Annotated in this window: 23 protein-coding genes and 1 tRNA gene; 8 read left to right on the top strand and 16 right to left on the bottom strand. The window is 54.3% G+C overall.

Annotation, left to right across the window (positions count from 1 at the left end):
• Positions 1-235 precede the first annotated feature (235 nt).
• On the bottom strand, positions 236-1,090 hold the full coding sequence (locus tag ACT2B1_RS00195; RefSeq protein WP_299637033.1) for a CE1 family esterase: 855 nt from the start codon (positions 1,088-1,090) through the stop codon (positions 236-238).
• A 212-nt stretch (positions 1,091-1,302) separates the two neighbouring features.
• Here ACT2B1_RS00195 and ACT2B1_RS00190 point away from each other — a divergent pair, with 212 nt between their 5' ends.
• Positions 1,303-3,144, top strand: a complete 1,842-nt coding sequence (locus ACT2B1_RS00190; RefSeq protein ID WP_481668350.1) for an adenylate/guanylate cyclase domain-containing protein — start codon at positions 1,303-1,305, stop codon at positions 3,142-3,144.
• A 191-nt stretch (positions 3,145-3,335) separates the two neighbouring features.
• Entirely contained in the window at positions 3,336-4,121 is a 786-nt protein-coding gene (locus tag ACT2B1_RS00185) for a hypothetical protein (RefSeq protein WP_353390965.1), read from the top strand.
• A 124-nt stretch (positions 4,122-4,245) separates the two neighbouring features.
• Here ACT2B1_RS00185 and ACT2B1_RS00180 read toward each other — a convergent pair.
• From ACT2B1_RS00180 to ACT2B1_RS00165, 4 genes are all read right to left on the bottom strand, one after another.
• Positions 4,246-5,372 (bottom strand): IS3 family transposase gene (locus ACT2B1_RS00180; protein WP_480721046.1). Its coding sequence is split into 2 segments (ribosomal slippage): positions 4,246-5,108 and positions 5,108-5,372, totalling 1,128 coding nucleotides; the frame shifts between segments, so codons are not numbered across the junction.
• A gap of 165 nt (positions 5,373-5,537) precedes the next feature.
• Positions 5,538-6,017, bottom strand: coding sequence for a hypothetical protein (locus ACT2B1_RS00175; RefSeq protein ID WP_299641617.1), 480 nt, complete (start codon positions 6,015-6,017; stop codon positions 5,538-5,540).
• Between the two features lie 20 nt (positions 6,018-6,037).
• Positions 6,038-7,078: a PLP-dependent cysteine synthase family protein gene (locus tag ACT2B1_RS00170; protein WP_299641619.1), complete on the bottom strand. Its 1,041-nt coding sequence runs from the start codon at positions 7,076-7,078 to the stop codon at positions 6,038-6,040.
• Positions 7,079-7,182: 104 nt separating this feature from the next.
• The gene (locus ACT2B1_RS00165; RefSeq protein ID WP_353390971.1) at positions 7,183-7,731 is read right to left on the bottom strand and encodes a DUF6512 family protein; all 549 of its coding nucleotides are present in this window, start codon (positions 7,729-7,731) and stop codon (positions 7,183-7,185) included.
• 230 nt (positions 7,732-7,961) lie between these two features.
• Here ACT2B1_RS00165 and ACT2B1_RS00160 point away from each other — a divergent pair, with 230 nt between their 5' ends.
• The 3 genes from ACT2B1_RS00160 to ACT2B1_RS00150 all read left to right on the top strand — a co-directional run bounded on the left by ACT2B1_RS00160 (position 7,962) and on the right by ACT2B1_RS00150 (position 9,880).
• Positions 7,962-8,390 carry a c-type cytochrome gene (locus ACT2B1_RS00160; RefSeq protein ID WP_299641624.1) on the top strand — a complete coding sequence of 143 codons (429 nt, stop codon included), beginning with the start codon at positions 7,962-7,964 and terminating at the stop codon, positions 8,388-8,390.
• Between the two features lie 419 nt (positions 8,391-8,809).
• Entirely contained in the window at positions 8,810-9,226 is a 417-nt protein-coding gene (locus tag ACT2B1_RS00155; RefSeq protein WP_481668349.1) for a cytochrome c, read from the top strand.
• Positions 9,227-9,706: 480 nt separating this feature from the next.
• Entirely contained in the window at positions 9,707-9,880 is a 174-nt protein-coding gene (locus ACT2B1_RS00150; protein WP_299641628.1) for a hypothetical protein, read from the top strand.
• 254 nt (positions 9,881-10,134) lie between these two features.
• Here ACT2B1_RS00150 and ACT2B1_RS00145 read toward each other — a convergent pair whose 3' ends face one another.
• Positions 10,135-10,431 carry a hypothetical protein gene (locus ACT2B1_RS00145; protein WP_281995682.1) on the bottom strand — a complete coding sequence of 99 codons (297 nt, stop codon included), beginning with the start codon at positions 10,429-10,431 and terminating at the stop codon, positions 10,135-10,137.
• Positions 10,432-10,562: 131 nt separating this feature from the next.
• Here ACT2B1_RS00145 and ACT2B1_RS00140 point away from each other — a divergent pair, with 131 nt between their 5' ends.
• Positions 10,563-10,823: a hypothetical protein gene (locus tag ACT2B1_RS00140; RefSeq protein WP_481668348.1), complete on the top strand. Its 261-nt coding sequence runs from the start codon at positions 10,563-10,565 to the stop codon at positions 10,821-10,823.
• Positions 10,824-11,353: 530 nt separating this feature from the next.
• On the opposite strand, the gene ACT2B1_RS00135 is transcribed toward ACT2B1_RS00140, so the two are convergent.
• The 8 genes from ACT2B1_RS00135 to ACT2B1_RS00100 form a co-directional block, all read right to left on the bottom strand.
• Positions 11,354-12,898, bottom strand: a complete 1,545-nt coding sequence (locus tag ACT2B1_RS00135) for a ShlB/FhaC/HecB family hemolysin secretion/activation protein (protein WP_481668347.1) — start codon at positions 12,896-12,898, stop codon at positions 11,354-11,356.
• Between the two features lie 308 nt (positions 12,899-13,206).
• Positions 13,207-13,626: a hypothetical protein gene (locus ACT2B1_RS00130; protein WP_481668346.1), complete on the bottom strand. Its 420-nt coding sequence runs from the start codon at positions 13,624-13,626 to the stop codon at positions 13,207-13,209.
• A 184-nt stretch (positions 13,627-13,810) separates the two neighbouring features.
• Positions 13,811-15,202 (bottom strand): alpha/beta fold hydrolase, encoded by a 1,392-nt coding sequence (locus ACT2B1_RS00125; protein ID WP_481668345.1) that lies wholly within the window; start codon positions 15,200-15,202, stop codon positions 13,811-13,813.
• A gap of 95 nt (positions 15,203-15,297) precedes the next feature.
• Positions 15,298-15,525, bottom strand: a complete 228-nt coding sequence (locus ACT2B1_RS00120) for a cupin domain-containing protein (protein WP_481668344.1) — start codon at positions 15,523-15,525, stop codon at positions 15,298-15,300.
• Between the two features lie 186 nt (positions 15,526-15,711).
• Positions 15,712-17,244, bottom strand: coding sequence for a phospholipase D family protein (locus ACT2B1_RS00115; RefSeq protein ID WP_481668343.1), 1,533 nt, complete (start codon positions 17,242-17,244; stop codon positions 15,712-15,714).
• A 117-nt stretch (positions 17,245-17,361) separates the two neighbouring features.
• Positions 17,362-17,880, bottom strand: coding sequence for an N-acetyltransferase family protein (locus tag ACT2B1_RS00110; protein ID WP_481668342.1), 519 nt, complete (start codon positions 17,878-17,880; stop codon positions 17,362-17,364).
• The gene (locus ACT2B1_RS00105) at positions 17,877-18,431 is read right to left on the bottom strand and encodes a helix-turn-helix domain-containing protein (RefSeq protein ID WP_171241120.1); all 555 of its coding nucleotides are present in this window, start codon (positions 18,429-18,431) and stop codon (positions 17,877-17,879) included. Before ACT2B1_RS00105 ends, ACT2B1_RS00110 begins: the two co-directional genes overlap by 4 nt.
• A 113-nt stretch (positions 18,432-18,544) precedes the next feature.
• Positions 18,545-19,561 carry a Fe(3+) ABC transporter substrate-binding protein gene (locus ACT2B1_RS00100; RefSeq protein WP_171241119.1) on the bottom strand — a complete coding sequence of 339 codons (1,017 nt, stop codon included), beginning with the start codon at positions 19,559-19,561 and terminating at the stop codon, positions 18,545-18,547.
• A 251-nt stretch (positions 19,562-19,812) separates the two neighbouring features.
• Between ACT2B1_RS00100 and ACT2B1_RS00095 the strand changes: the two genes are divergently transcribed.
• Positions 19,813-20,136 (top strand): SemiSWEET transporter, encoded by a 324-nt coding sequence (locus ACT2B1_RS00095; RefSeq protein ID WP_171241118.1) that lies wholly within the window; start codon positions 19,813-19,815, stop codon positions 20,134-20,136.
• A gap of 60 nt (positions 20,137-20,196) precedes the next feature.
• On the opposite strand, the gene ykgO is transcribed toward ACT2B1_RS00095, so the two are convergent.
• On the bottom strand, positions 20,197-20,322 hold the full coding sequence (gene ykgO / locus ACT2B1_RS00090) for a type B 50S ribosomal protein L36 (RefSeq protein WP_008755722.1): 126 nt from the start codon (positions 20,320-20,322) through the stop codon (positions 20,197-20,199).
• Positions 20,323-20,413: 91 nt separating this feature from the next.
• Positions 20,414-20,488 (bottom strand) — tRNA-Val (locus ACT2B1_RS00085).
• Positions 20,489-20,635: 147 nt separating this feature from the next.
• Here ACT2B1_RS00085 and ACT2B1_RS00080 point away from each other — a divergent pair.
• Positions 20,636-21,496, top strand: a complete 861-nt coding sequence (locus ACT2B1_RS00080; RefSeq protein ID WP_171126126.1) for an N-formylglutamate amidohydrolase — start codon at positions 20,636-20,638, stop codon at positions 21,494-21,496.

Here is a 21,496-nt window from a genome sequence, read left to right as displayed (position 1 = left end):
TGTCTGCCTCGGAAATGGTACTCATTGATTGGTTAGAAATCCGCGGCGCGTAGTTTCTTCGGGTCAATGCTCGCGGCCTTCAGGCTATCAGCTATCTGGTCGATCAGCCTGCGGCTGGGACCATAGTAGTCGGAAACTTGCTCTCTCATTCTCAACCCCTTTTACCAATCATGTTGAATGCTACTGAATGCCCATCAGATCAAAACTCGCGGAGGGTCGGCAGGCACTCGAGTGCTCAAGGTAGAGCTTCGAACCAGTCTAGCACCGCGTCCCGCCAGCCCTCCGGAACGCCGTGTCCGCCTTTGGTGACCTTCAACCGAATCGAGCCGGCCTCACAGTCCATCCAATCCTTCTGCATCGAACCATCGTCGCCAAAGCTGTTTTCCGCGCTACCTAAGCAGGCGTTTTCTCGGCGCCAGACGTCCAAGCCCTTCATGACGTTACCCTGGTGAAAATCGACACCCTCCCATGTCAGCTCTCGGCCTTCGAACGGCACCATTCTGTCTTTGAAGCCGTGTACGTGAAACAGGTGAACTGGCGCATCGCACTCAGTGGTCATAGGCTCCCAGAACGCCCCAGCCGCAGCGGCAAAACCTCTTGCCATCTCTGGCGCTTGGCACGCAATGTCCCAGACCATCGAGCCGCCGCGGGAGAAGCCTGCGATCAGTATTCGCGACGGGTCAATTCCGAAGCGCTCCACCGCGTCGGCGCGTACGGCGTCGATAAAGGCTACATCATCGCGCGCCAGGTCATATCCGTCAGCCACACCCCAATCGAGGTCTTTGTCATTAATACTGGGCTGCCCGCTCGGCATAATCACCGCGTAGCCACGCCGGATGAAAGGGTCAACATAGGCGGAATTCTGGATCATCGCCTTGCCAGACCGTCCATAACCGTGCAACCAAATGACGGCAGGTCGTTCATCCGGAGCCTCTGGCAGGGCCACGTAGTATTTACCGCCTTCCAGTGTGCACGGTGCATCTGGCGCACCACACTCTCCATCAGAAGCGAGGGCAGCGTTCGGCTTCGCAGCAATAACAGCAATGGCAATACCGAGCGTCAAAATGCGATTGCGCGTTTCGGGTCGCATCAAAAGTGTACCTCTGTGGTTAGGTCACAGAAGATCATAGCACAGCGTTGCGCATCTCCGAAGGCAGCGGCCAAGCGTTTGTGAACCATCTGAAGTCTAGGCAAAGTTGGCCGGTCTATCTCTATCCAAATGAGTAGTTATGAGCTTGGGAAAGAACTTAGATTTTGTTCGAGAACCCAGGTAACTTTCATTAAAGTGGTACGGGGGGACTTATGGAACGCCGTCTAACTGCCATTATGGCTGCGGATTTTGTGGGATTCTCACGCCTGATCGAGCGTGATGAAGAGGGCACCATTACAGCGCTAAAGGGCTACCGAAAACTCATTGATGGCCTCATCTCAAACTACGGTGGTCGCGTGTTCGGCAGCGCGGGTGACAGCGTCATCGCTGAATTCACAAGTGCAACGGACGCGTCCCGCTGTGCATTGGAAATTCAAAGAGAGCTGAAGGTCCGGAACCTCGATCTGCCGGAAAAAGGGCGCATGAACCTTCGTATCGGAATACATCTCGGTGATGTCGTGGCAGATGGCGATAACCTGCTGGGAGACGGTGTCAACATTGCGGCTCGGTTGGAAGCAATCGCACCGCCCGGAGGCCTTTGTGTTTCCAAAGCAGTTGCCGATCAACTTTCGGGAAAGGTGGACGCGGAATTTGCGCATGCTGGCGCCCATGAATTGAAGAATATCGCCAATAAGGTCGAGGTTTGGACCTGGCCTCCGGAACTTGCGGTCAAACCCAAGCGCAGCGCAGCGATCCGATGGACTGCCGCGACGGCTGTTGTCGCCACAGCTACCGCGATTTCAGCTTTTTTTGTATTTGGAAGAGATGATCCGCGCGACCTTCCGTCAGGTGCGCGGATTGTCATTACACCTTTTGAAACAATCGGGGAAAACAAGGAAGACGAGTATTTCGCTGAAGGTTTGACGCGTGATCTTAACGCCTTGTTGGCGAAGTTCTCTAACCTGTTTGTTATAGCTCCCGAAGCTGGAGCCGACTTCAGCAGTAACAAAGATTGCGAAGCGATCAGGGATGCGTTAGGGGCCGATTACATACTTGGCGGCACGGCCCAACGGTCTGACTCGAAACTGCGCGTGACAACTACATTCATCAATGCAAGGACTTGCCGTCAACTCACACCGCCGGGCCCCTTTGATATGGACCTCAGTATCGCAAATGTCCTGGATATCCAGGTTGAGATTGCAAGAAAGGTCGCCTCGCAAATCGGTTCAAGCGATGCCCCGTTGTTCAACACTTCTGTACAGCAGGCTATCCGCGACAAGGCACCGGAAAACCTGGAAGCCTATGAATGTTATCTGTTGGGATTCTGGTTTTATCAAAGTTTCAGCATTGAAGCGCATCGCAAGGCTCGGGACTGTCTATTGCGAACCGTGAAGGAAGAACCTGGTTACTCTCTTGCTTGGTCGCGATTGGCCTTTAACTATCTCGAGTCTAAGAAACGATCATTCGACACCGATCCGGATTGGGCAAATAAGGCCCGAGACGCCGCCACACGTGCACTTGAGGAAGACCCGGACAATGCGGATGCGCACTACGCCCTGGCAATCCTCAGCAGAATGACGGGAGAAGACAAGGCGGTCTTCTTTGAACACGCAAAGAACGCCACGGAGCTTAGTCCCAATGATTCCTGGATCCTCGCGGATCTGGGTATCTTTCTTGCTTACTCCGGCGAGTTTGAAAAAGGTAAAGAGTGGATTTCCCGCGCAAAAGACCTCAACCCCAAACTTCATCCTGGCTACGATAACGCTTGGGTGCTGCACGCGATCTTGCGAGGCAATTATGATGAGGCACAAAAAGTCATCTTGAGCTGGGGTACGCCGAAATCCACCATGTCGATGGCAACCCTGACTGCAAGCTATGCTTTGGAAGGCGAGCAACAAAAGGCGCAAGAGATGGCGCGACGCTTGCAAAACGAACACCCGGAGTTTCTTGACGATCCACGCTCACCGTATCGAGCGCGTGGAATGCCAACGGAGCTGATCGAAAAGATAATGGATGGGCTTCGCATTGCCGGTATTGAAGTTTCAGAGAACTAACGCCGCGATTGCTTGCAAACATCGCTTTCAGAATGGCGGGCGTAGAATGTTTGTAGCGGCTCTGGAACCAAGTTGCGTTTGCTACCTAACGCTGTTGCCGACACCGAACAAGGAGATTCGTAATTTCTAAGGACAGTTTTGCGGACGCAGAAATTGGAAGACACCTAGCGGACGCTGCACGTCGTTGCCGCATGGTTTTCTTCACTGGATTGCCGGCATCTGGAAAGTCATTCCTATTGCGCCAGCAAATATCCATTGCGATCTCCTTGGGACGTCGCGTGCATATCATGCGTTGGGATAAGGGGCTCGCGGCGTTTCAGACCGAAGACATACTAACAAAGTATCCAGATGTTTCGGATGGAACTCATCCGTTGATCCGAAGGGCCGCCGGATTGTGGGGCCGGAGAACCTTAGCGCGATGGCAGGTGGAGAATTCCGATCCCACAGACATGATTGTGGGCGAAGTCCCTATCATCGGAAACAGGTTTTCAGAGTTCATCCAGGCGCAGCCGGATCAGATTGAGCCTGCCTTAGCTTCCGAGGAAACCAAATTCATCTATCCGGTTCCCACAAAGGGCTTACGTGCCAATCTCGAAGCTATTCGAAGATCTACGTTTGCGAACCCCGGACATCCTGAAGAGGCCAGGGACGCGCCACCATCCACAATGGAACTGGCTTGGCGTTTGACGTGTGCCAAGGCCGCAGAATTGGGCTTGATCTCTGAAGCGGATATTCATTCTCCGTACGAGGAGATGATTTATGTGCGGTTTTTTGAGCACCTGCTGCAACTCCGACACGCCATCAGAATTGGGGTCGATACGATCTATTCAAATGCAGGGTCAGCCCATGATCTGGATGCGGACGCCTTAGAACTCAGTGCTAGCTCAGACGAAGTAAAGTACGCAATCGCAGAGGTAGAGACTACTTTTACAGCCGAAGAAGCCGCCCGAGAAGTTGAAAACTGGTATCGGGTGTAGTCTCGGACAAAGGTCTGTTCGGTTAGCATTTCGGACTTTGCAAATTTACGAGAACGGATCAAAGGAAATTGCCTTTCACCAAACGACGAATGAGCAGCCTCAACTGACTGGTCCAAGTTGATTGTTAGTGCATCATCGGCCTGTGATCCATCGGGATGATGGTTTCGGGCGCTGGCGGGCGGTAACCCAGAGCACTGTGGGGTCGTTTTGTGTTGTAGTGTTTTCTCCATTGTTCGATCAGGATTTGTGCTTCGCGCAAGCTGTAGAAGATCTCTCCGTTGAGTAGCTCATCCCTGAACCGGCCATTGAAGCTTTCACAATATCCGTTCTCCCATGGGCTGCCGGGTTCGATGTAAGCCGTCTTGGCGCCGACGGCAGCAATCCAGTCTCGGACAGCCTGGGCGACAAATTCCGGCCCATTGTCAGAACGTATGAAACTCGGCACGCCGCGAAGTATGAACAGATCCGTCAGAACGTCGATTACATCGGTCGAGTTCAGTTTCCGCTCGACCCTGATTGCCAAGCATTCCCTACTGTATTCATCAAGGATGTTCAGCGTTCGGAAGGCTTTTCCATCATCGGTTCGGCAATGGACGAAGTCATACGACCAAACATGGTTGCGAAACTCTGGCCGTAGCCGAACACACGACCCATCGTTCAGCCAGAGCCGTCCTTTCTTCGGTTGTTTCACTGGCACTTTCAGCCCCTCCCGTCGCCAAAGCCGTTCAATCCGCCCATCACTGACAGACCAGCCAGCCTCTCTCAGCAGTGCAGCGATCCTGCGATAGCCATATCGACCGTATTGACGGGTCAGCTCGATCATGTCGGCCACCAATCGGTCTTCGTCTGCGCGACCTTCTGGGACACGCCGTTGCGTGGACCGGTGTTGTCCAAGCACGCGGCAGGCGCGTCTCTCGGAAACGTTCAGATGGCTACGAACATGATCGATGCAGGCACGACGACGAGCGGGGCTCAGTAGTTTCCCTTTGCGGCTTCCGTCAGGATCAGTTTGTCCAGCGTCAGATCTGAAACCGCGCGTCTCAGTCGCTCGTTCTCTTTCTGAAGCCGCTTGAGTTCTTTCAACTGATCTACACCCATTCCACCGTACTTCTTTCTCCAGCGGTAATAGGTTTGTTCAACAACGCCGATCTGCCTGATCGCATCAAGACGGGACATGCCTTGCCCCATCAGAACTTCAACCTGCCGTAACTTCGAGACAATCTCTTCGGGCTTTGGTCTCTTGTTTGCCATTCGTGGTCCTCCGTTTCCTAAACATAACGGTGGACCAGTTCAGTGGGGGAGGCTCAGGTCATAAATCGAAACTTTGGGTAATCGCCGTCGAACAGATAAAGCTCGATCCAAAAGTTCTGGGCCATTAGGCCAGGCGCGTAAAACAACCGCTAGCGCTGCGCGGGCTTACTCTGGCGCCGAACCAACGGTTAAAATCTTCCCATTGCTCCAAACTAGCGCCTCGTAACAAACCTCGGCTCCTGCGCCTCCGCACCAACCACCGTCTCGTCCAATAAGCAGTATACGGTCAGGCCCCCAGTCAAAAAGACGCCAACCCGTTACCTGCCACGACATGATCTCACCGTCGACGATAAGATTGAGCATGCACCCCCCTGTTCCGCAGTACATAGAGGCAGCAGAAGAACAGGAATACTGGCTTTCATCTACGAGTTCAGCCTTAACCGTGCCAAACTGGGAGCGCAGCTCGATCTCGGTCACAGCGTCACCCTGATCAAACTCTCCATTCTCGAAGTCTTTGCAATCAGCAGCTGCGCTTTCGATGATCCGTTGTGCTTCCTGAGAGGAGGCCAAAACTGTTGTGGCGCAAAGCATCACGGCGACCATTGATGCCAGAAGCGTTGCAAATACAAATTTCACCCTTTTCATGCTGTCCTCTTCGTTTGAATTCAGTGATATCCCGCCAAAATAGCATCGTAAGAGGTGGTTTCGCCGAAGTTTTCCATCACCCATTCCGGATCGTAGTAGGTGTCGAGATAACGATTTCCGTCGTCACAAAGAATAGTGACAATGGAGCCAGATCGTCCGGCAGCCTCCATCTCTTGCGCAATTTGCAAAGCCCCCCAAAGGTTTGTGCCTGTTGATGGGCCTGCCCGCCGCCTGATCCGATCTTCAAGCCAGAGCATAGTCGCAATGCTTGCCGCATCGGGCACTTGGATCATACGGTCGATTACATCTGCCAAAAATGACTTCTCTACCTTGGGACGTCCGATACCTTCAATACGACTTGAACAGGGGCGGGTCAGGGTCCTGTCTCCAGTTCGAAAGCTTTCAAAAAACACTGAGTTTTCGGGGTCCACAACAACCAACTCACTTTTAAAGCCCTTGTAGCGAATGTACCGCCCCAGCGTTGCTGAAGTTCCGCCAGTGCCCGCGCTCATCACAATAACCGATGGAATTGGATGTGGCTCTCGTTCCATCTGGCGAAAAAGGCTTTCTGCAATGTTGTTGTTTCCTCTCCAATCCGTCGCCCGCTCGGCGTACGTAAACTGATCCATGAAGTAGCCACCGACTTCAGCTGCCAGTTCAACCGAGGCCTGGTGCATGTCCGGCGCCGCATCGACGAAGTGGATTTCCCCACCTTGGAACCGGATTAGGTCGATTTTGCTCTTGGCGGTAGATTTTGGGAGAACCGCGGTAAAAGGCACTCCGATCATACGGGCGAAGTAAGCTTCTGAAACGGCGGTGCTGCCAGACGAGGCTTCGATTACACGTGTCTCTTCCCATATTTTCCCGTTTACAAGCGCATAAAGGAAAAGCGAGCGTGCCAGCCTGTGCTTGAGGCTGCCAGTGGGATGTGTACTTTCATCCTTGAGATAGATGTCTACGCCCTTCAGCCCCCGGACGGGAAGCTTGAAAAGGTGCGTATCGGCAGAGCGGTGAGCATCTGCATTGATCTTGGCAATCGAATCCGAAATCCAACGGTCCATGCCTCTACTCAAACGCCCTGTTTAGGGCCCGTCAAGCTTGGGAAAATCGTCTTTGAAATTCATGGGGATGCAAGCATGCGTCACCAATAGGACCGACTGTCCATCTAACGGGCAGGAATACCTATCGTGCCAGATTGTGCTTCAATGAACAGCCAGTGATTAAGAGGGAAAAATGTTAGGGTACTGAAGGCGACGACTTGAACCCCAAGGAGAACCAGGCCGAATACATGAATGAGTGCAGGTATTTGATCTTCGTAAGCAAGCAGCAGAATTGACACGATCTGGCCGATGCAAATTGCTGCAACAAATATTCCAATATCAATCAACAAAAAGTTGCGCTCAAATATCGCTGTGTATGCTGTGAATACTATTACAATTAAAATAGCAGTAATTGCGAGGCTAACTCCTTTAGCACTAAATACGTCCCTTCTTGTAAGTCGGGGTGGAAGCGGCATTAGGCAGGCCCAAAACAAGCCTGGCCAAAAAGCCAGCTTTAAGTGTTCCCAAATTGACTCGTTGACAGCTGCCACAAGCGCCATTGGCGTCCAACTTCCAAGCAAAACAAATGCAAAGTGCAGCCCGGACCCAAGTAGGATCATTAGGATCGCCCCTATCGCTTCGAGCCAAACTATTCGGGACGAAGCTTCCGGCATGTTTGGATCTCCCAATCCTGATTGTCGAATACTCTGCTTAGATTCTCAAAAGTGAAATGCCCGCAGACATAGAAGGTCTAGAAATAGCTTTCACCCCCCCTTGGTGAGCGGCAATGTCCAAGTTCTTGTAAGAGTCTGTAAAGTTGACCCTTCCTGATTTTTAACCCCAGTTGCTGTCATTGCCAGGTGCTACAATAGACCGTAGGCTGGATTAAAATCCGGGGTTGAGCATGCACGATAAAAGGTGGGAAATATTATCGGTTGGATTTATTGCTCTGGCCACAGCGTCGTGTACAGATCTGTATCCTGACGCCGACGTCATGCCCACTCGCGCTGATGGGGCAGCCTTTTTCTCAGAAAACTGTAGTTCTTGTCATGGTGTGGATGGCAGAGGCGGTGGCCCGGCAAGCAGCGGTCTTTCCGTTGCGCCAACAGATTTGACAACATTGAGCGCGAAGAACGGAGGCACTTTCCCTCAAGCACGGGCCCTAAGCTACATCTATGGCGACCCAGGAAACAGCCATCTTGCTCGGGTTATGCCGGAATTTGGCGGGGAAATGGCGGAAGACCTGGTTCCGGTTGAAATCGAGGGTGTCTTGACGCCCACACCGCGCGAGTTAGCAGGGTTATTGTTTTTCTTAGAAAGCATCCAACAGTAGATTAGTGTTTTTGGCGCTAGGTCAGCAATTGATCGTTTGCCGGTGTTCTGGACCTGCACCTTTTTTTGACCCGGTGACAATTCCAGGCCTAGCATTGTGAAGCGCCGTGCTCTGCTAGGCGTAAGCAGTCATTCAAAATCATTTGGCCGAATTGGCGTGTCGAGTCCAATTCTGGCAGACTGCGAAGTGACATATGATTTATGTCAAAGAGCCGAGCGCTTTCACATGCTAAATTTCGAATGTTAAATGGTGAAGCTGTTCTGAGCTCGTTGCTGCCTGTCCCCATCAATCGGTTTTGGGCCATAGGATAGCAAGTGTTATATGGTAAAGGACCGACGTTGACCGGGGGAAGATGTCGGTCCATTTCTGTTGTAATAAACTCTCGTTTGGCAAAGGACCTCCAACTTATGAGGTACTTTATGATCGTTGCAAGCATAGTAATTTCTTCGGTTCCAACGATATCTGCGGCCGACGAGTTTTTGGACTTTGGGAAAGACCTTTTTTTCGAGCATTGCACCAGGTGTCACGGAGTCGATGCGACAGGAAATGGGCCTGACGCCACTGATTTGAAAACAGTGCCTGCTGATTTAACAAAGATTTCCGAACGCAGAGGGGGTGTGTGGCCCATGTTGGAGGTCATGTCGATCTTGGACGGTTATTTGAAAGTTCAAGAACCTCGCGATGACATGCCGATAATCACCGAATTGAATGACGGCCCTGCTGTCGAATTCGATACGGGCAACGGTTTGGTTACGCGTATCCCTTCCGGACTTATCGAAATTGCTGAGTATTTGGAGAGTATTCAGTCTCCGAAGCCGGAACGTTATGTTCCGTGAAGTTCTGATCAGCAGCTGAGTACGCTAAAGAGCGCTGCACTGTGCTGCGTTGGGCGGGTGCCGTAATTAGCAAGATTCAACGGATAGCCGCTCAAAGTCCAAGGCGGACTACACCAATGCTCTTAACGATGGTTGTCGACATCCGAATCTATCGGGGTGACTGTCAGATAAGCGCAACGATTCAACATATTATTTTCATTGTTCGTGGGCGGTTTTCAAATTTGCGCAAGATCATTTCAAAGCCAAGCGATCCCTGAGGCACTCGCTAAGAGCATTCCCCGTTGGGCCACTTGTCACCGGGGCCGATCCAATACTCTATCGAGCTGCGACCAGTCGATGGTGCGCATTAGTTCTTTCACGGCCTCTGGGTCTACTGTTCTGTCTCGACCGCTGTGTTTTACGACGCGACGCACCAACCAAATACATAGGCTGGTGAGAACAAATGACAGGATAAGGCTGATTAAGGTTTCGGTGCTCATAATGGAACTATATCATACCTTGGTATTGATGTCCGGCCAGATGAGTGTTGAACCAACCCATCGCAATTTCCTGCGGGCTGTTATTGGTTTCAAAGGCTCTGCCGCAGAACTCAAGCTCCAGCCGCTGAAGTTCGTTCTGGCGGTCTATCGCCAGCGTGCGAGTGAACCACTTTGATCGGTCAAAGGTTGAAGGCTGCCAATCAAAATGCACTTATGATTGAAGTACAGTGCTTTAAAGTTGTAGAATCCATGCAGATACTATTTTAAATTGGGCGCGTACCTTGAAACGCGCAAACTTATGGGCAAATCGTGCAAAGTTATGCGCAAATACCGCGCAGAGTTATGGGCAAGCTTCCAAGATTTTCTTCAATGAAATCAATGTTGGGAATGCAGCGTTATGAGCGCACCACGTAATTTACCAAGCGGACTTCACCGCTGCTTTCGTTTGACCGAGATAATGCATCCGGAATGCTTCGGGTGCCGTGCTGGTACATCACGAGCCATCGCATCCACATTTCCAAGGTGTCGTAGTGCCCCGCTGTTCAGCAACACGCCGCGCCCGGCATCATACCGACGTTGCCCAAATCCGCTGGCAACGCATTCCCAGTCTTCCTTGGCCGCCGCGTTGCGGAATCTCGGTAGGTCGTGCGGATCATGCCGCCCAGGTGTTGCTGCGACGTGATCGTGTTTCTTCGCATTGCTTTGGTGGGTTATATGGTGGGTCACTTGAGTTGTTCCAGGTCGCTGGACAGTACCGGTCGTCGGCCTCGGCTTAGGGCGCATGATTGTCACGACGCCTTGTGGTTTCGGATGCCCTGGGACGGCCACGTGAGTTGCCGTAGGTTTTGGTGTCAACTGTGGAACCTGGCCAGGAACCGCCGTGGGAACCTGATTGGGGGTTGCTGTTGGGACAAGCGGTGGCGTCGCTGTTGTACCGCTGGGTTGCGGAACACGGCCGGGCACTGCGACCGGAATTTGGTTTGGTGTTGCAGTCGGGACGAGCGGTGGCACAGCAGTTTGACCGGTGGGCTGAGGCGGGACCTGACCAGGAACTGCGACTGGTATTTGGTTTGGTGTCGCGGTGGGCACAAGTGGCGGCACCGCTGTTGGGCCGGTAGGTTGAGGCGGAACCTGGCCAGGGATAGCTATCGGAACTTGATTGGGAGTTGCAGTCGGAACTTGCGGCGGCACCGCGGTAGGCCCGGTAGCCAATGGCGGAACCTGATTTGGAACGGCTGTCGGAACCCGGTTTGGAGTCGCATTTGGAGTCAAAGGCGGAGCTAGGGTCGGCGCTACTACCGGCGTGGGAACCTGACCGGGAACCGCTATTGGTGTCGCGATAGGAACCTGACCGGGAATTGCGTTCGGAACCGCGCCCGGCGCAAGGACTGGAACAGTAACGGATGTGGGCGTTTGCTGGGTTCCCTTAGGCGGCAACTGATTTGCTACCGGCTGAGTTGGGCCGGTAATTTGATTACCTGTTCCTTGCCCACCGGCCTGCCCGCATCCTTGGCTTGACTGGTGAGGATTCCCCACGCCACGGCACCACCCGTACTGATTTCCGCCGGCAACGACCTGTGTAGCGGCCAGTTCTGCAATCAAACAAGCTGTTGTAAGTAACGCAATTCTGTTCAGTTTCATAACATCCTCACCAACTTGTTGTCAGAGCAAGATACGCGCCTGGGTCGCCCGAGTCGGTCAGAGGACCGTCTCTCAAAGGGACGCCAACGTATCCGGATAGGAATAAGTTTCGCTTAAACTCGATGTCCAGCCCCAACCCGGTCGATGCCAGTGTTGCACTTCCCACTTCGAAACTGGCGGGATCATTATTCGAGATGTAACCAACGTCGAAAAAAGCGAAGGGCGTCAGACGATTTACGCTCTGCGAGCTTGGGAAATAGGAGTGAGATACTTCGAAGATTGCTGAGATCCCTGAATCACCATCCACTTCGTCAAACCGATATCCGCGCAAAGCATAACGATCACCAAGAAAGTACTCTTCGACAGAAGGCAGACGGTCAGTTGTGTACTGCCCCCAGATTTCAGTCCGCCACGCAGTGTTGGGCGATAAGCCCGTCAGCGGGCTTTCGTATCCGATGCCGCCCCGCAAGTGCCAGAACGAAGAGTCCCCGTCGTCGAAATTGGCGTCTGTCGTGTCAGTGTCATTGTCGCCAAAAGATAAGGTTAATCCGGCTTCCAGCGCCTGTCCTTCTGAATAGTTTTGCCCGTAAAGATATGTAAGGCCAACGACGCTGGCGTCGCTGGACAGTGGAACGCCTCCACTAACAGAATCCGATTCTGAAAGGCGATAATCCAGCAGAAGGTATCCGTAACGAGCTACATCGCGGATCACCGGGTAACCCATCGCGACGGTGAAGTTCTCGCCGTCTATATCGGTTCTTGCAAAATCCCCCGAGAGGTCACGTTTTGCGTTTATGTTCCCATAAAAGATCTCACCATACAGACCATTGCTGTTCAGCGGCGTGCGATAGGTAAGAGCCCCCCATAAAGAGTGTTCATCGTCTTTGTCCCAATTGTAGTTGCCGGACCCCTCAAATCGCAGCATATCCCCGACGGTCAGCGTTGAATAAAACTCTTGCACGACATAGAAGCTTAGCGCTTCTCCAAGCTCACGCGGAGGGTTGTCGAGTGTCGCACTACCGGCTTGTTTTCGCAGTGGCTCTCCCAATACTCTCAGCCGAGCACCAGCCTGATCCGGGTAATCAAGTTCGGTCGACAACTCCAAGTCAGGTATGTCCTCGGCTAGCATAACCGCCCGCTCAAATCGTTTCAGCGTTATGGGATAGGAGGTGGTGAGGGGCTGAAAAATCTTCTCTAGGGTTTGGAATGTGCGGGTATCTACGCCTTCAATTTCGATGGTTTGAATGCGTCCTTCATCCACAACAATGCTCTGCCCATCAGGGCCGGGCCATGCCTCTGCCAGGAAATACCCGTCTTCCCGGTAGATTTGAGTGATCGTTGACGCGACTTCCGAGGCCGTGATGCGCCCGGACCGGTCAAAGGCTAGCTGACCGGCAAATGTTAACAGCTCATCTGTATCATACACCGTTACACCGCTGACTGAGTGCCGTGATGCGATGTCCCATGTTTGGGCGAAGCTGTTTCTGGGAACTGATACAGCGGCCACAAAAGCGCAAAAGGCCGCAAAGGTAATCAAGCTGAATAAGCGCATTTTCGACACCCTCATGGGAACTGAGTATGTTGCCACTCGATCTTATTATGAGGTTCGAATAATTGAACTTGTTGCAACGTAAGTTATTTCAAGAGTGGTGCTTTCTAGAAACAGAGCAAACAGCCTATGAATGCGCCCACTCTGTCGCTGTAAGCAATGCAACTCCCATGCATCGAATATTGCCTGTGGCCCCCTGATGTCGAAGCTCACCTTCTTGCGGGCGTATCTACAGACGCGTTGGGTGCGGTCATTCCGCAAGTTGCGCATCGAAACAGCCAAAAGCTAAGTTCTGAGCAGTGGGCCACAGCTTAGTAGCGCGGAACGCCTTTGGCGCGTCCGGCGGCATCGACCACGCGTTCGTCACCCGCTCTTATGCAATGTGCCGGGAATTGGCCCCCGAGTTCCTTTCTGGGGGATGTCATCCAATAGGCCCGTTGCCAGGGCGTCATTTCACAGGGCAGCGCCTTGAGGACTTTTTCCATCAGCGGCAAAGGGGTCCCGTCCTCGGCGAATTGAAACGAGGGGAAAGCGTCAGTCCCGTCATGGGGCACGGACATTATTTTTCCCGTTCTCTTCCAGATATCTCCGATCCTCGTGATCTGCCAGGATCCGTTCTTCCATTGCGCATGAACCGATGCGTCATCCAGCAAAGGGTATTTCTGCGCGAACTCGTTTCTTTGAAGGTCAGTGGTGGCGCTGCAATGCGCGCCAATATGCGAAGGGTACATCTATCAACTCATAAAACTCATTAAACATTCTCGGATCATAATGCCCGAAAGTGATTCCCGGCAAAATGAAACTGATCACTCAGCAGACTCAATTTCTTAGCGTGGCGCGAAAACACAGTTTGATGGGGCGTCCAACGCAGCGGTCTGACAATAGGCTAAGGCATTGGCGCGTTGGAATTTGATCCTAGCTGCCGTGTTCTTTCAGAAAGGGTCCGATTTCCTGAAAGAACTCATCAAACCCCGCATGACCCCGGATCATGCAATGGTTCGAACCGGGAAGCTCGACGAACTCGGCTGTGGGAATTTCACGCGCAGTTTCCCGGCCTTCGCTGATCGGGGCGGCCAAATCGCCCTTTGCGTGCAGGACCAGCGTTGGGACACGAATGCCCTGCGCATCGGCGCGCGCATCTACATGGGCGTTCATTTCCATGATGCGAAGCGCCGTTTCAGGGCTGGCGGAAATGCGTTGCATTTCATCAAAGCTGGCCCCTTCTTCCGGCGTGGCATCAGGCATATAGCATGACGTAAAGAAGTGGCGGTAAACCGGATTGGGTGACCCCCAGCCGGTCGATACCATGGCGCGTGACGCTTCATAGAATTGCTCAGCCTCTGCGTCACCGCGAGACATACGCCCTCGGACGTAGCCTCCGAGAAGGACAAGAAACTTGACGCGCTCGGGGTATTTTGCGGCAAACCGGACGGAAAACGCCGATCCCTGACTGATCCCCAACAGCCCGAAACGCTCCAGCCCGGCGGCGTCGGCAACGGCGACAATGTCATCAATCATCCGGTCCTCGGATATGTCGTCAACGTCCCAATCGGACAGGCCATTGCCCCGCTGATCGAAACGAACCAGTTGGCACAGTTTCGACATCTCGGACAGGAAATCCCCCCAGACCGGGCTGGTCCATTCGTATTCGATGTGGTTGAGCCAGTTCGGAGCCTTCAGCACAGGCGTTCCCTGCCCGGTGCTTGCCCATGCAAGGTTGACCCCATCCTGTGACCGGCAGAACTTGACTCGCTGCTGCAGCGAAATGTCGGGCGCTTTTCGTTGCCGGGGCGCTTGTGGCGACCAGTGCCAGACACGGATCGGACGGCTGATATTCTTGACACGTTGGCCGCCCATGTCCCGAAACGGGGCATCGACCCTGTCTTGGACGGCCTGATGCACGATATCAGAAACGCAGACACCGCCCGGTTCCGCAAGACCTTCCAGTCGCGCCGCCACGTTCACCCCGTCGCCGAATATGTCCCCGTCATCGAAAATGACGTCGCCCAGATTGATACCGACGCGAAACCGGATTCTCTGATCGTCCTCCAGTTCGGTTTCGTTCTGGTTCATGGCCTTCTGGATATTGACGGCACATTTGACCGCGTCCTGCACGGACTCAAACGTGGCAAGCATGCCGTCACCGGTGGTTTTCACGATACAGCCACGGCTGCGTGCGATTTCGGGGTCGATCAATTCCCGGCGGTATTTTTTCTGACGGGACAGGACGCCCAGTTCGTCAAATTCCATTAGCCGAGAGTAACCCACCATATCGGCGGCAAGGATGGCCGAAAGCCGCTGTTCCATATCCGTCTCCTCCAGAACGCCAGCGAGAAGGTGCAGTTCAATGCGACCAGTATACCCGAAATCCGCCCGCGCGGGGTTTTGATTGAGGTAGAGAGCTATCCGTACTGGATAATGACAGCTTCAAAATCCCCGGGGCTGGTGACAATGGTGTGGTGACCTTTGCCATGGGTATCTTCCATATGCCACACGTCCCCAGGGCCGATATCGCGTATGTCGCCATCGCTTGCGGTAACCCGAACAGACCCGGACAGGCAGACAAGCTTCTGCGCGACAGGCGTTGGATGGACGGGTTCGTCCCACCCGGATTGCAACCGTAGAAACATAAATTGAGTGGCAGGCTCGGGGTCAGATACTTCGATGGCCTTGGCAGGCGGGGCAAAGCTGCGTTCACGCAGCGGGACGTCGATGTCGGTCCAATGGCTTTCCCCGTCAGCGTCGGCATACAGCTTGAACTACTTCATGGCTTTGCTCCTTCCTGTACTGGGCTAGCGTGCCGGGTCGTTCTGTCCCTAAAGCTGTGATCCGATGGGCAGAACCGCAAAGAAGCCGGCCAGAATATGATCCCATACGGACCCGGTCGGTTCCGCATCATATTCCGCTATGGTGCCGTCCTCGTTCTGGGTGGTCCATTTCAACTGGCCGGCCCTTTCGAGTGTGACGCTGTAGGTATAGGCTGGCAAAGCGTCATCAAGCGCGGTCATGGTCTGCGTGGTCAGCGCGGGCGAGTCGATCAGAATACCCATTTCGGTGTTGATGTTGACCGATCGCGGATCCCAATTGAAAGACCCCACGAATAAGTAACGGTCATCTACCGTAAACGCTTTGGAATGTAGGCCCGAACGCGATTGCGCCCAGTTTATGCCCCGCCGTTGAACCTGATAGGCGTCTGGGCGCAGCTCGTAAAGCTCAACCCCGCCGCGCAACAGGGCGCGGCGTTTCTTGGCATAGTGGGCATAGACCGGGGCGACATCGTTGGAGGCCAGCGAATTGGTGACGACTTTAACCTCGACGCCGCGGTTTTCCATCTCGGTCATCCATCTGACGCCATTATTGCGCGGCACGAAATAAGCCGAGATAATATTCACCTCGCTTTTGGCATCTTCGAAATACGGCAGCAGTTGCGAGGCAAGAATGGGGTCCGTGCTGTCTGCACCGGCCGCTTTGGACGGCGGGTCGGCGTAAAGCCGTGCGGGAACCCAATCCAGCCTCAGCGCCCCATCCGCAAAGTTTTCTTTCGCTGATCTGCGCAAGGCTGATCCATAGGGCGTCGGCTTTGCCTCCTCCACAAGTTCGGTCAGGCGGATACGGGCGTCGCTTAACGAAATGGTTTCGGGGTCTTCGATGACAACGCGCGCTGGGACCGCAAAGTCGCTGTTCCAGTAGGCATCAAAGCTGTCCGAGACCTGACGCACGACAGGGCCTGCCGCAAGCACATCAAGGTCTGCATAGTTCATTTCTTCGCGGGCCAGAAAATATTCGGCGCCAATGTTGCGACCACCTACGATGGAAAACACATTGTCGGCGGTCATCGACTTGTTGTGCATGCGGCGATTGATGCGTTTGAAGTCGGTCAGTCCGGCGATCAGCAGACTTTGATCCCGCCAGAATGGGTTGAACAGGCGAATCTCGATATTCTCGTGCTTGTCCAACGCGGCCGTCATCGCGTCGTAGCTGGACGTGTCCATATCATCCAGCAGCAGGCGGACTCGCACGCCCCTGTCGGCGGCCTGCAGCAGGCTGGCAGCAAACAGGTGCCCCGTCGTGTCATTGTGCAGCAGGTAATACTGCGCGTCGATCGTCTGTTCTGCTGCGGCGGCAAGCAAAAGGCGCGATACAAGTGCCTCTTCTCCGTCACTGATGAGCTTGACGCCGGACCGACCGTCCCTTGGGTCGCCCAGTCGTTGCGCCGTTTGTGACAAGCTGCTGTTCGGGCGAGCCGAAACCGAAGTTGTTACGGTCTTTTCATATGTCCGTTGTGTTTGGGCACAGGCGGCCAGAACCACGGCGCACAAAAACAGACCCCCAAATAACCGCGGCTTCATGCAAGTCCTCCAACCATCCTGTTGATAGTGACACCGTGAAGGGGAGGTGTTGCAAGTCTGTTTCGGGTTTTGCCCGGCGTTTCCGGGGCCGTTGTCACCTGGGCGCAATGCCTTGGTTCAGGACAGGTCTTTGAACATATAGGTTGTCGGCTCCAACCGGTTTTCGAACGGGTTCCGGCAAAAATCCGGTATTTCCCCGGCGATCTGAAAGCCAAGGGATTGATACAGGATAAGCGACGGGTCCGTGCTGCGCGTATCCAGAACCAGCATAGTTCGACCCAGTCGTCGCGCCCGTTCTTCTAGGGCGGCCATCAATGCGCGACCCAGCCCTTTGCGTCGGGCTTTAGGGTGAACCAACAGCTTGGCCACATCTGCCCTGTGCGGCTGGTTAGGCATGGTCGCGGGTATCAGTTGCACGGTCCCTACAACCCGGCCTGCGTCCCGTGCGGCAAATACGTCCAAGGCACCTGATTGCGCGCTGGGCCACACGTGCGTTCGCCAATAATCCCGTGCCTCATCCGGTGAAAAGGGTAGAACGAATCCAACGCTGGCGCCGTCCTGCACGCAGGCATGTAGGATGTCGGACAGATCGTCCAACGCTTCGTCGAGTTCCCTTTCCACAAGCCGTGAGATCATATTAGCACCAACAAATATCGTGCACCCCGGGTCGCGGGCGTTTCAAATCGCGTGGGGCCGGACAGGTGATACCGCAGGCAGTCCCCCCCGGTGAGCGTATGTGCAACGCCATCCACGCTCAGGGTCAGGGCACCATCAAGAAGGATCAGGTGATGTTCCTGCCCAGGTTTGGGCGGCGTGTCATAAGTGATCACTGTGTCGGGTGGCAGGTGCCCCTCCAGCACTTCGCCACTCAGCCCGGCGGCCGGAGGCGAGACAGACCGGCGCGTGAACCCGGTTTCCGGATCACGCCATTCCGGTTGACGTTCAAATGGCACACGAGGCTCAAAACTGTCTTCGACCATCATCAGCAGGCGCGACATCGGCAACCCGTAAGCGGCGCAAATCCGGCCAAGCGTTTCTGCAGACGGGCTGACATCACCCTTTTCCATGCGGGACAGCGTCGCCCGGCTGATCCCGCTTTGATCTGCCAATTGGTCCAGCGATAAACCCCGCGCGCGGCGCAGCTCATTCAGCCTTTTGGCAAGGCGATGCGATATGTCATGCATCATAATCAAAAGTGAGAAAAATTTTCATATATGAGAAGTACGCTGAAAACACAGCAATATCAACAAAAAAGGGCGCAGAATTCTCTGCGCCCTTGTTCGTGACTTTGTTGGACTGATTACTTCCAACCAACTTCGTTGAAGATTTTCTGCGCCTCGGGGATGTTCTTGGCGACTTCGGACAGGTTCACCTTGTCTGCTTTGAACTCGCCCAGCGATGCGACGTTGTCGGCCAGCGCCACACCTTCCACGGCGGGGAATTCATCATTGCCGTTCGAGAAATAAACCTGCGCTTGCTCACCGGCGAGATATTCCAGGAACTTTACCGCGTTCTCTTTGTTTGGCGCGTGGGCGGCAACGCCTGCACCCGACAGGTTCATATGCGCGCCCTCGGCGTCCTGAGCTGGGAACTGCACGCCGATCATGTCGATATCTGCGCTCAGGCCCTTCACATCTTTGCGCAGCGCACGAGCGAAGTAGTACGAGTTGGAAACGGCGATCTCACATTCGCCCGAGACGATCCCGCGTAGCTGGTCGGTGTCACCGCCCTGCGGTTCGCGTGCCATGTTTGAGACAACGCCTTCGGCCCATGATTTTGCGGCCTCGGCACCGTGGTTCGTGATGATCGACGCCAGCAGGGTCTGGTTGTAGGTGTTGCTGGACGACCGGATGCAGACCAGACCTTTGTATTCCGGCTTGGCCAGATCCAGATAGCTGGCGGGCGGATTCGCGACATCGGCCTTGTCAAAGAAGATGATCCGCGCGCGCTGTGAGAAGCCGTACCACTGGTTGTCTTCGTCCTGTAGATTGGCCGGGATGCGTTCTTCCAGAACCGCGCTGTCGATCGGTTGCAGGATGCCGGCGTTCTTTGCGCGGGCCAGGCGCGAGGTGTCCACGGTCAGCAGGATATCGGCGGGTGAGTTCGCGCCTTCGGCCTCCATACGGGCGATCAGCTCGTCGGCCTTGCCTTCGATACGGTTGATGGTGATGCCGGTGGCGTCTTCGAAATCGGAATAGAGACGCTCGTCAGTGTCGTAATGGCGCGAGGAATAGAGGTTCAGTTCCCCCTCGGCGGCGGCGGAGGTTGAAATCAGGGCCGTCAGAGCGGCGGCAACGCATGTAGAGGATTTCAGCATCATATGTCCCAACAGTGAAATTTCGTGCCGGGCTATAACCCGACTGATTTGGTCAATTAAACGATTCTCAGGGGGATGCAAGGTAATCTGACAAATTTACTTGGGAAAATGATCGCTGATACGGGTATTTACCGTGCCTGGGTTTTTCGTTTTTCTTGGTGGCGGGCCCGGAAACGGCTAAATTGCCGGGAAGCTTCCGGGTGATGACTGCGGATTGTTTGTATTGAGCGCCATGCGAAGGGGCACATTTGATGACGGAAACGCTGGCTGAAAAGCTGGAGAAATCAAACTTTGGTCACTGGATGGCCCGGTTCGAGGGATTTATGGTTTTCATTGGCGTCGTCGGCCCGTTTGCAACGCTGCCGCAGCTCATGAAGCTGTATTTCACGCATTCCCAGCACGCAAGCGGTCAGTCCCTGTTGTCATGGTCCCTATACGCAGTGCTTTCGATGCTGTGGTTTTTCTACGGTCTGGTTGTGGGAAAATTACCGATCTATGTGGGCAACGGAATTTCAATGGTTCTCAACATTCTGATGGTCATCGGTATCTTGATCCATGCAGGGATCACGTTCTGACCTGCCAACAAAAAAACCGCGCTCGGAGGCGCGGTTCTTTCTATTCGAATTAAGCGGTTCTTAGCCCTGGCGAGCTTTGAACTTGCGCTGCGTCTTGTTGATCACGTAGACGCGGCCTTTGCGACGCACAATCCGACAATCACGGTGCCGGTTCTTGAGCGAGCGGAGCGAGTTCTTGACCTTCATGGGTCTGTCTCCAATCTGCGGCGCCTTCATCAAAGACGTGGCCAGCGCCTGGGTTAATCGGGTGCCCCGGATAACCGGAACAGTGAAATCATGGTGGGCGGTACAAGGATCGAACTTGTGACCCCTTCGATGTCAACGAAGTGCTCTACCGCTGAGCTAACCGCCCACTTACCTTTGCGTGCCCTGCCCCATAACGAAATGGGGCGCGGAACCCCGCGCCGGTAGCGGGGTCTATAAAAGGAGTCGCAAAGGGGTTCAAGGGGTTTGGAAGAACTATTTTCCGGTCTATGTTGGGCGCGAACAAGGAGTCGTTATGCAGAACACAGCCTATGTATTGGATTTGCCCGCCAAGCGCACGTCTTGTGTTGTGTTTTCCTCTCCTCATAGCGGTCGGAATTACCCGCAATCGTTGCTGCAGCGGACGGTTCTGAGCCGGGATGTGATTCGATCCTCGGAAGATGCCTTTGTGGATCAGTTGTTTTCGCCCGCTGCCGAATGTGGCGCGCCGCTGATTTCGGCGACTAAACCCCGCGCCTATCTGGACCTCAACCGCAGTGCCGAAGAGCTGGACCCGGCTTTGATCGAAGGCGCGCGCCGTCAGGGTCACAATCCTCGGGTTACATCGGGGTTGGGTGTGATTCCACGCGTCGTTGCGAATGGGCGCGCGATTTATCGTGGCAAGCTGACGATGGACGAAGCGCGTCTGCGTATCGATACCTGTTGGCGACCCTATCATGCACGCCTGAAGTCTTTGCTGAAGGAATCGCTGGATTCTTTTGGACAGGCGATTTTGATCGACTGTCATTCAATGCCGCATGAGGCGGTCGCAATGGCAGGGACCAACAGCACCCGCCGACCACAGATTGTTTTGGGGGATCGGTTTGGGGCGTCTGCCTCGCCCGAGATCGTGGATCGGATCGAAGCGGCGTTTGTCTCGGCCGGGCTGACGGTCGCCCGGAATGCGCCGTTCGCGGGGGCCTATGTTACGCAAACGTATGGGCGGCCCGGACGCAATCAGCACGCAATTCAGATTGAGATCGACCGGTCGCTTTATATGGACGAAACGCGGATTACGCCAAACGCCAATTTCGCTCCGTTTCGGGAAACGCTGCGGCAGGTCATCATGGAAATCTCACAGATTGGCGACGAGTCTGTGCGGCTGGCCGCGGAGTAA

This window comes from Ruegeria sp. S263, assembly GCF_056780525.1.
The sequence above is the reverse complement of the archived record's forward strand: the minus strand, read 5'-3'. Positions and strand labels throughout refer to the sequence as shown.

Bases quoted from the DNA above. Each gene is read 5' to 3' on its own strand.
- ACT2B1_RS00100 (WP_171241119.1), bottom strand. From the start codon at position 19,561: ATGCTGAAATCCTCTACATGCGTTGCCGCCGCTCTGACGGCCCTGATT.
- ACT2B1_RS00105 (WP_171241120.1), bottom strand. From the start codon at position 18,431: ATGATGCATGACATATCGCATCGCCTTGCCAAAAGGCTGAATGAGCTG.
- ACT2B1_RS00190 (WP_481668350.1), top strand. From the start codon at position 1,303: ATGGAACGCCGTCTAACTGCCATTATGGCTGCGGATTTTGTGGGATTC.
- ACT2B1_RS00125 (WP_481668345.1), bottom strand. From the start codon at position 15,202: ATGGAACAGCGGCTTTCGGCCATCCTTGCCGCCGATATGGTGGGTTAC.
- ACT2B1_RS00120 (WP_481668344.1), bottom strand. From the start codon at position 15,525: ATGTTTCTACGGTTGCAATCCGGGTGGGACGAACCCGTCCATCCAACG.
- ACT2B1_RS00185 (WP_353390965.1), top strand. From the start codon at position 3,336: ATGGTTTTCTTCACTGGATTGCCGGCATCTGGAAAGTCATTCCTATTG.
- ACT2B1_RS00195 (WP_299637033.1), bottom strand. From the start codon at position 1,090: ATGCGACCCGAAACGCGCAATCGCATTTTGACGCTCGGTATTGCCATT.
- ACT2B1_RS00160 (WP_299641624.1), top strand. From the start codon at position 7,962: ATGCACGATAAAAGGTGGGAAATATTATCGGTTGGATTTATTGCTCTG.
- ACT2B1_RS00175 (WP_299641617.1), bottom strand. From the start codon at position 6,017: ATGAAAAGGGTGAAATTTGTATTTGCAACGCTTCTGGCATCAATGGTC.
- ACT2B1_RS00150 (WP_299641628.1), top strand. From the start codon at position 9,707: ATGGAACTATATCATACCTTGGTATTGATGTCCGGCCAGATGAGTGTT.
- ACT2B1_RS00095 (WP_171241118.1), top strand. From the start codon at position 19,813: ATGACGGAAACGCTGGCTGAAAAGCTGGAGAAATCAAACTTTGGTCAC.
- ACT2B1_RS00155 (WP_481668349.1), top strand. From the start codon at position 8,810: ATGATCGTTGCAAGCATAGTAATTTCTTCGGTTCCAACGATATCTGCG.
- ACT2B1_RS00165 (WP_353390971.1), bottom strand. From the start codon at position 7,731: ATGCCGGAAGCTTCGTCCCGAATAGTTTGGCTCGAAGCGATAGGGGCG.
- ACT2B1_RS00135 (WP_481668347.1), bottom strand. From the start codon at position 12,898: ATGCGCTTATTCAGCTTGATTACCTTTGCGGCCTTTTGCGCTTTTGTG.
- ykgO (WP_008755722.1), bottom strand. From the start codon at position 20,322: ATGAAGGTCAAGAACTCGCTCCGCTCGCTCAAGAACCGGCACCGTGAT.
- ACT2B1_RS00110 (WP_481668342.1), bottom strand. From the start codon at position 17,880: ATGATCTCACGGCTTGTGGAAAGGGAACTCGACGAAGCGTTGGACGAT.
- ACT2B1_RS00170 (WP_299641619.1), bottom strand. From the start codon at position 7,078: ATGGACCGTTGGATTTCGGATTCGATTGCCAAGATCAATGCAGATGCT.
- ACT2B1_RS00080 (WP_171126126.1), top strand. From the start codon at position 20,636: ATGCAGAACACAGCCTATGTATTGGATTTGCCCGCCAAGCGCACGTCT.
- ACT2B1_RS00130 (WP_481668346.1), bottom strand. From the start codon at position 13,626: ATGTACCCTTCGCATATTGGCGCGCATTGCAGCGCCACCACTGACCTT.
- ACT2B1_RS00115 (WP_481668343.1), bottom strand. From the start codon at position 17,244: ATGAAGCCGCGGTTATTTGGGGGTCTGTTTTTGTGCGCCGTGGTTCTG.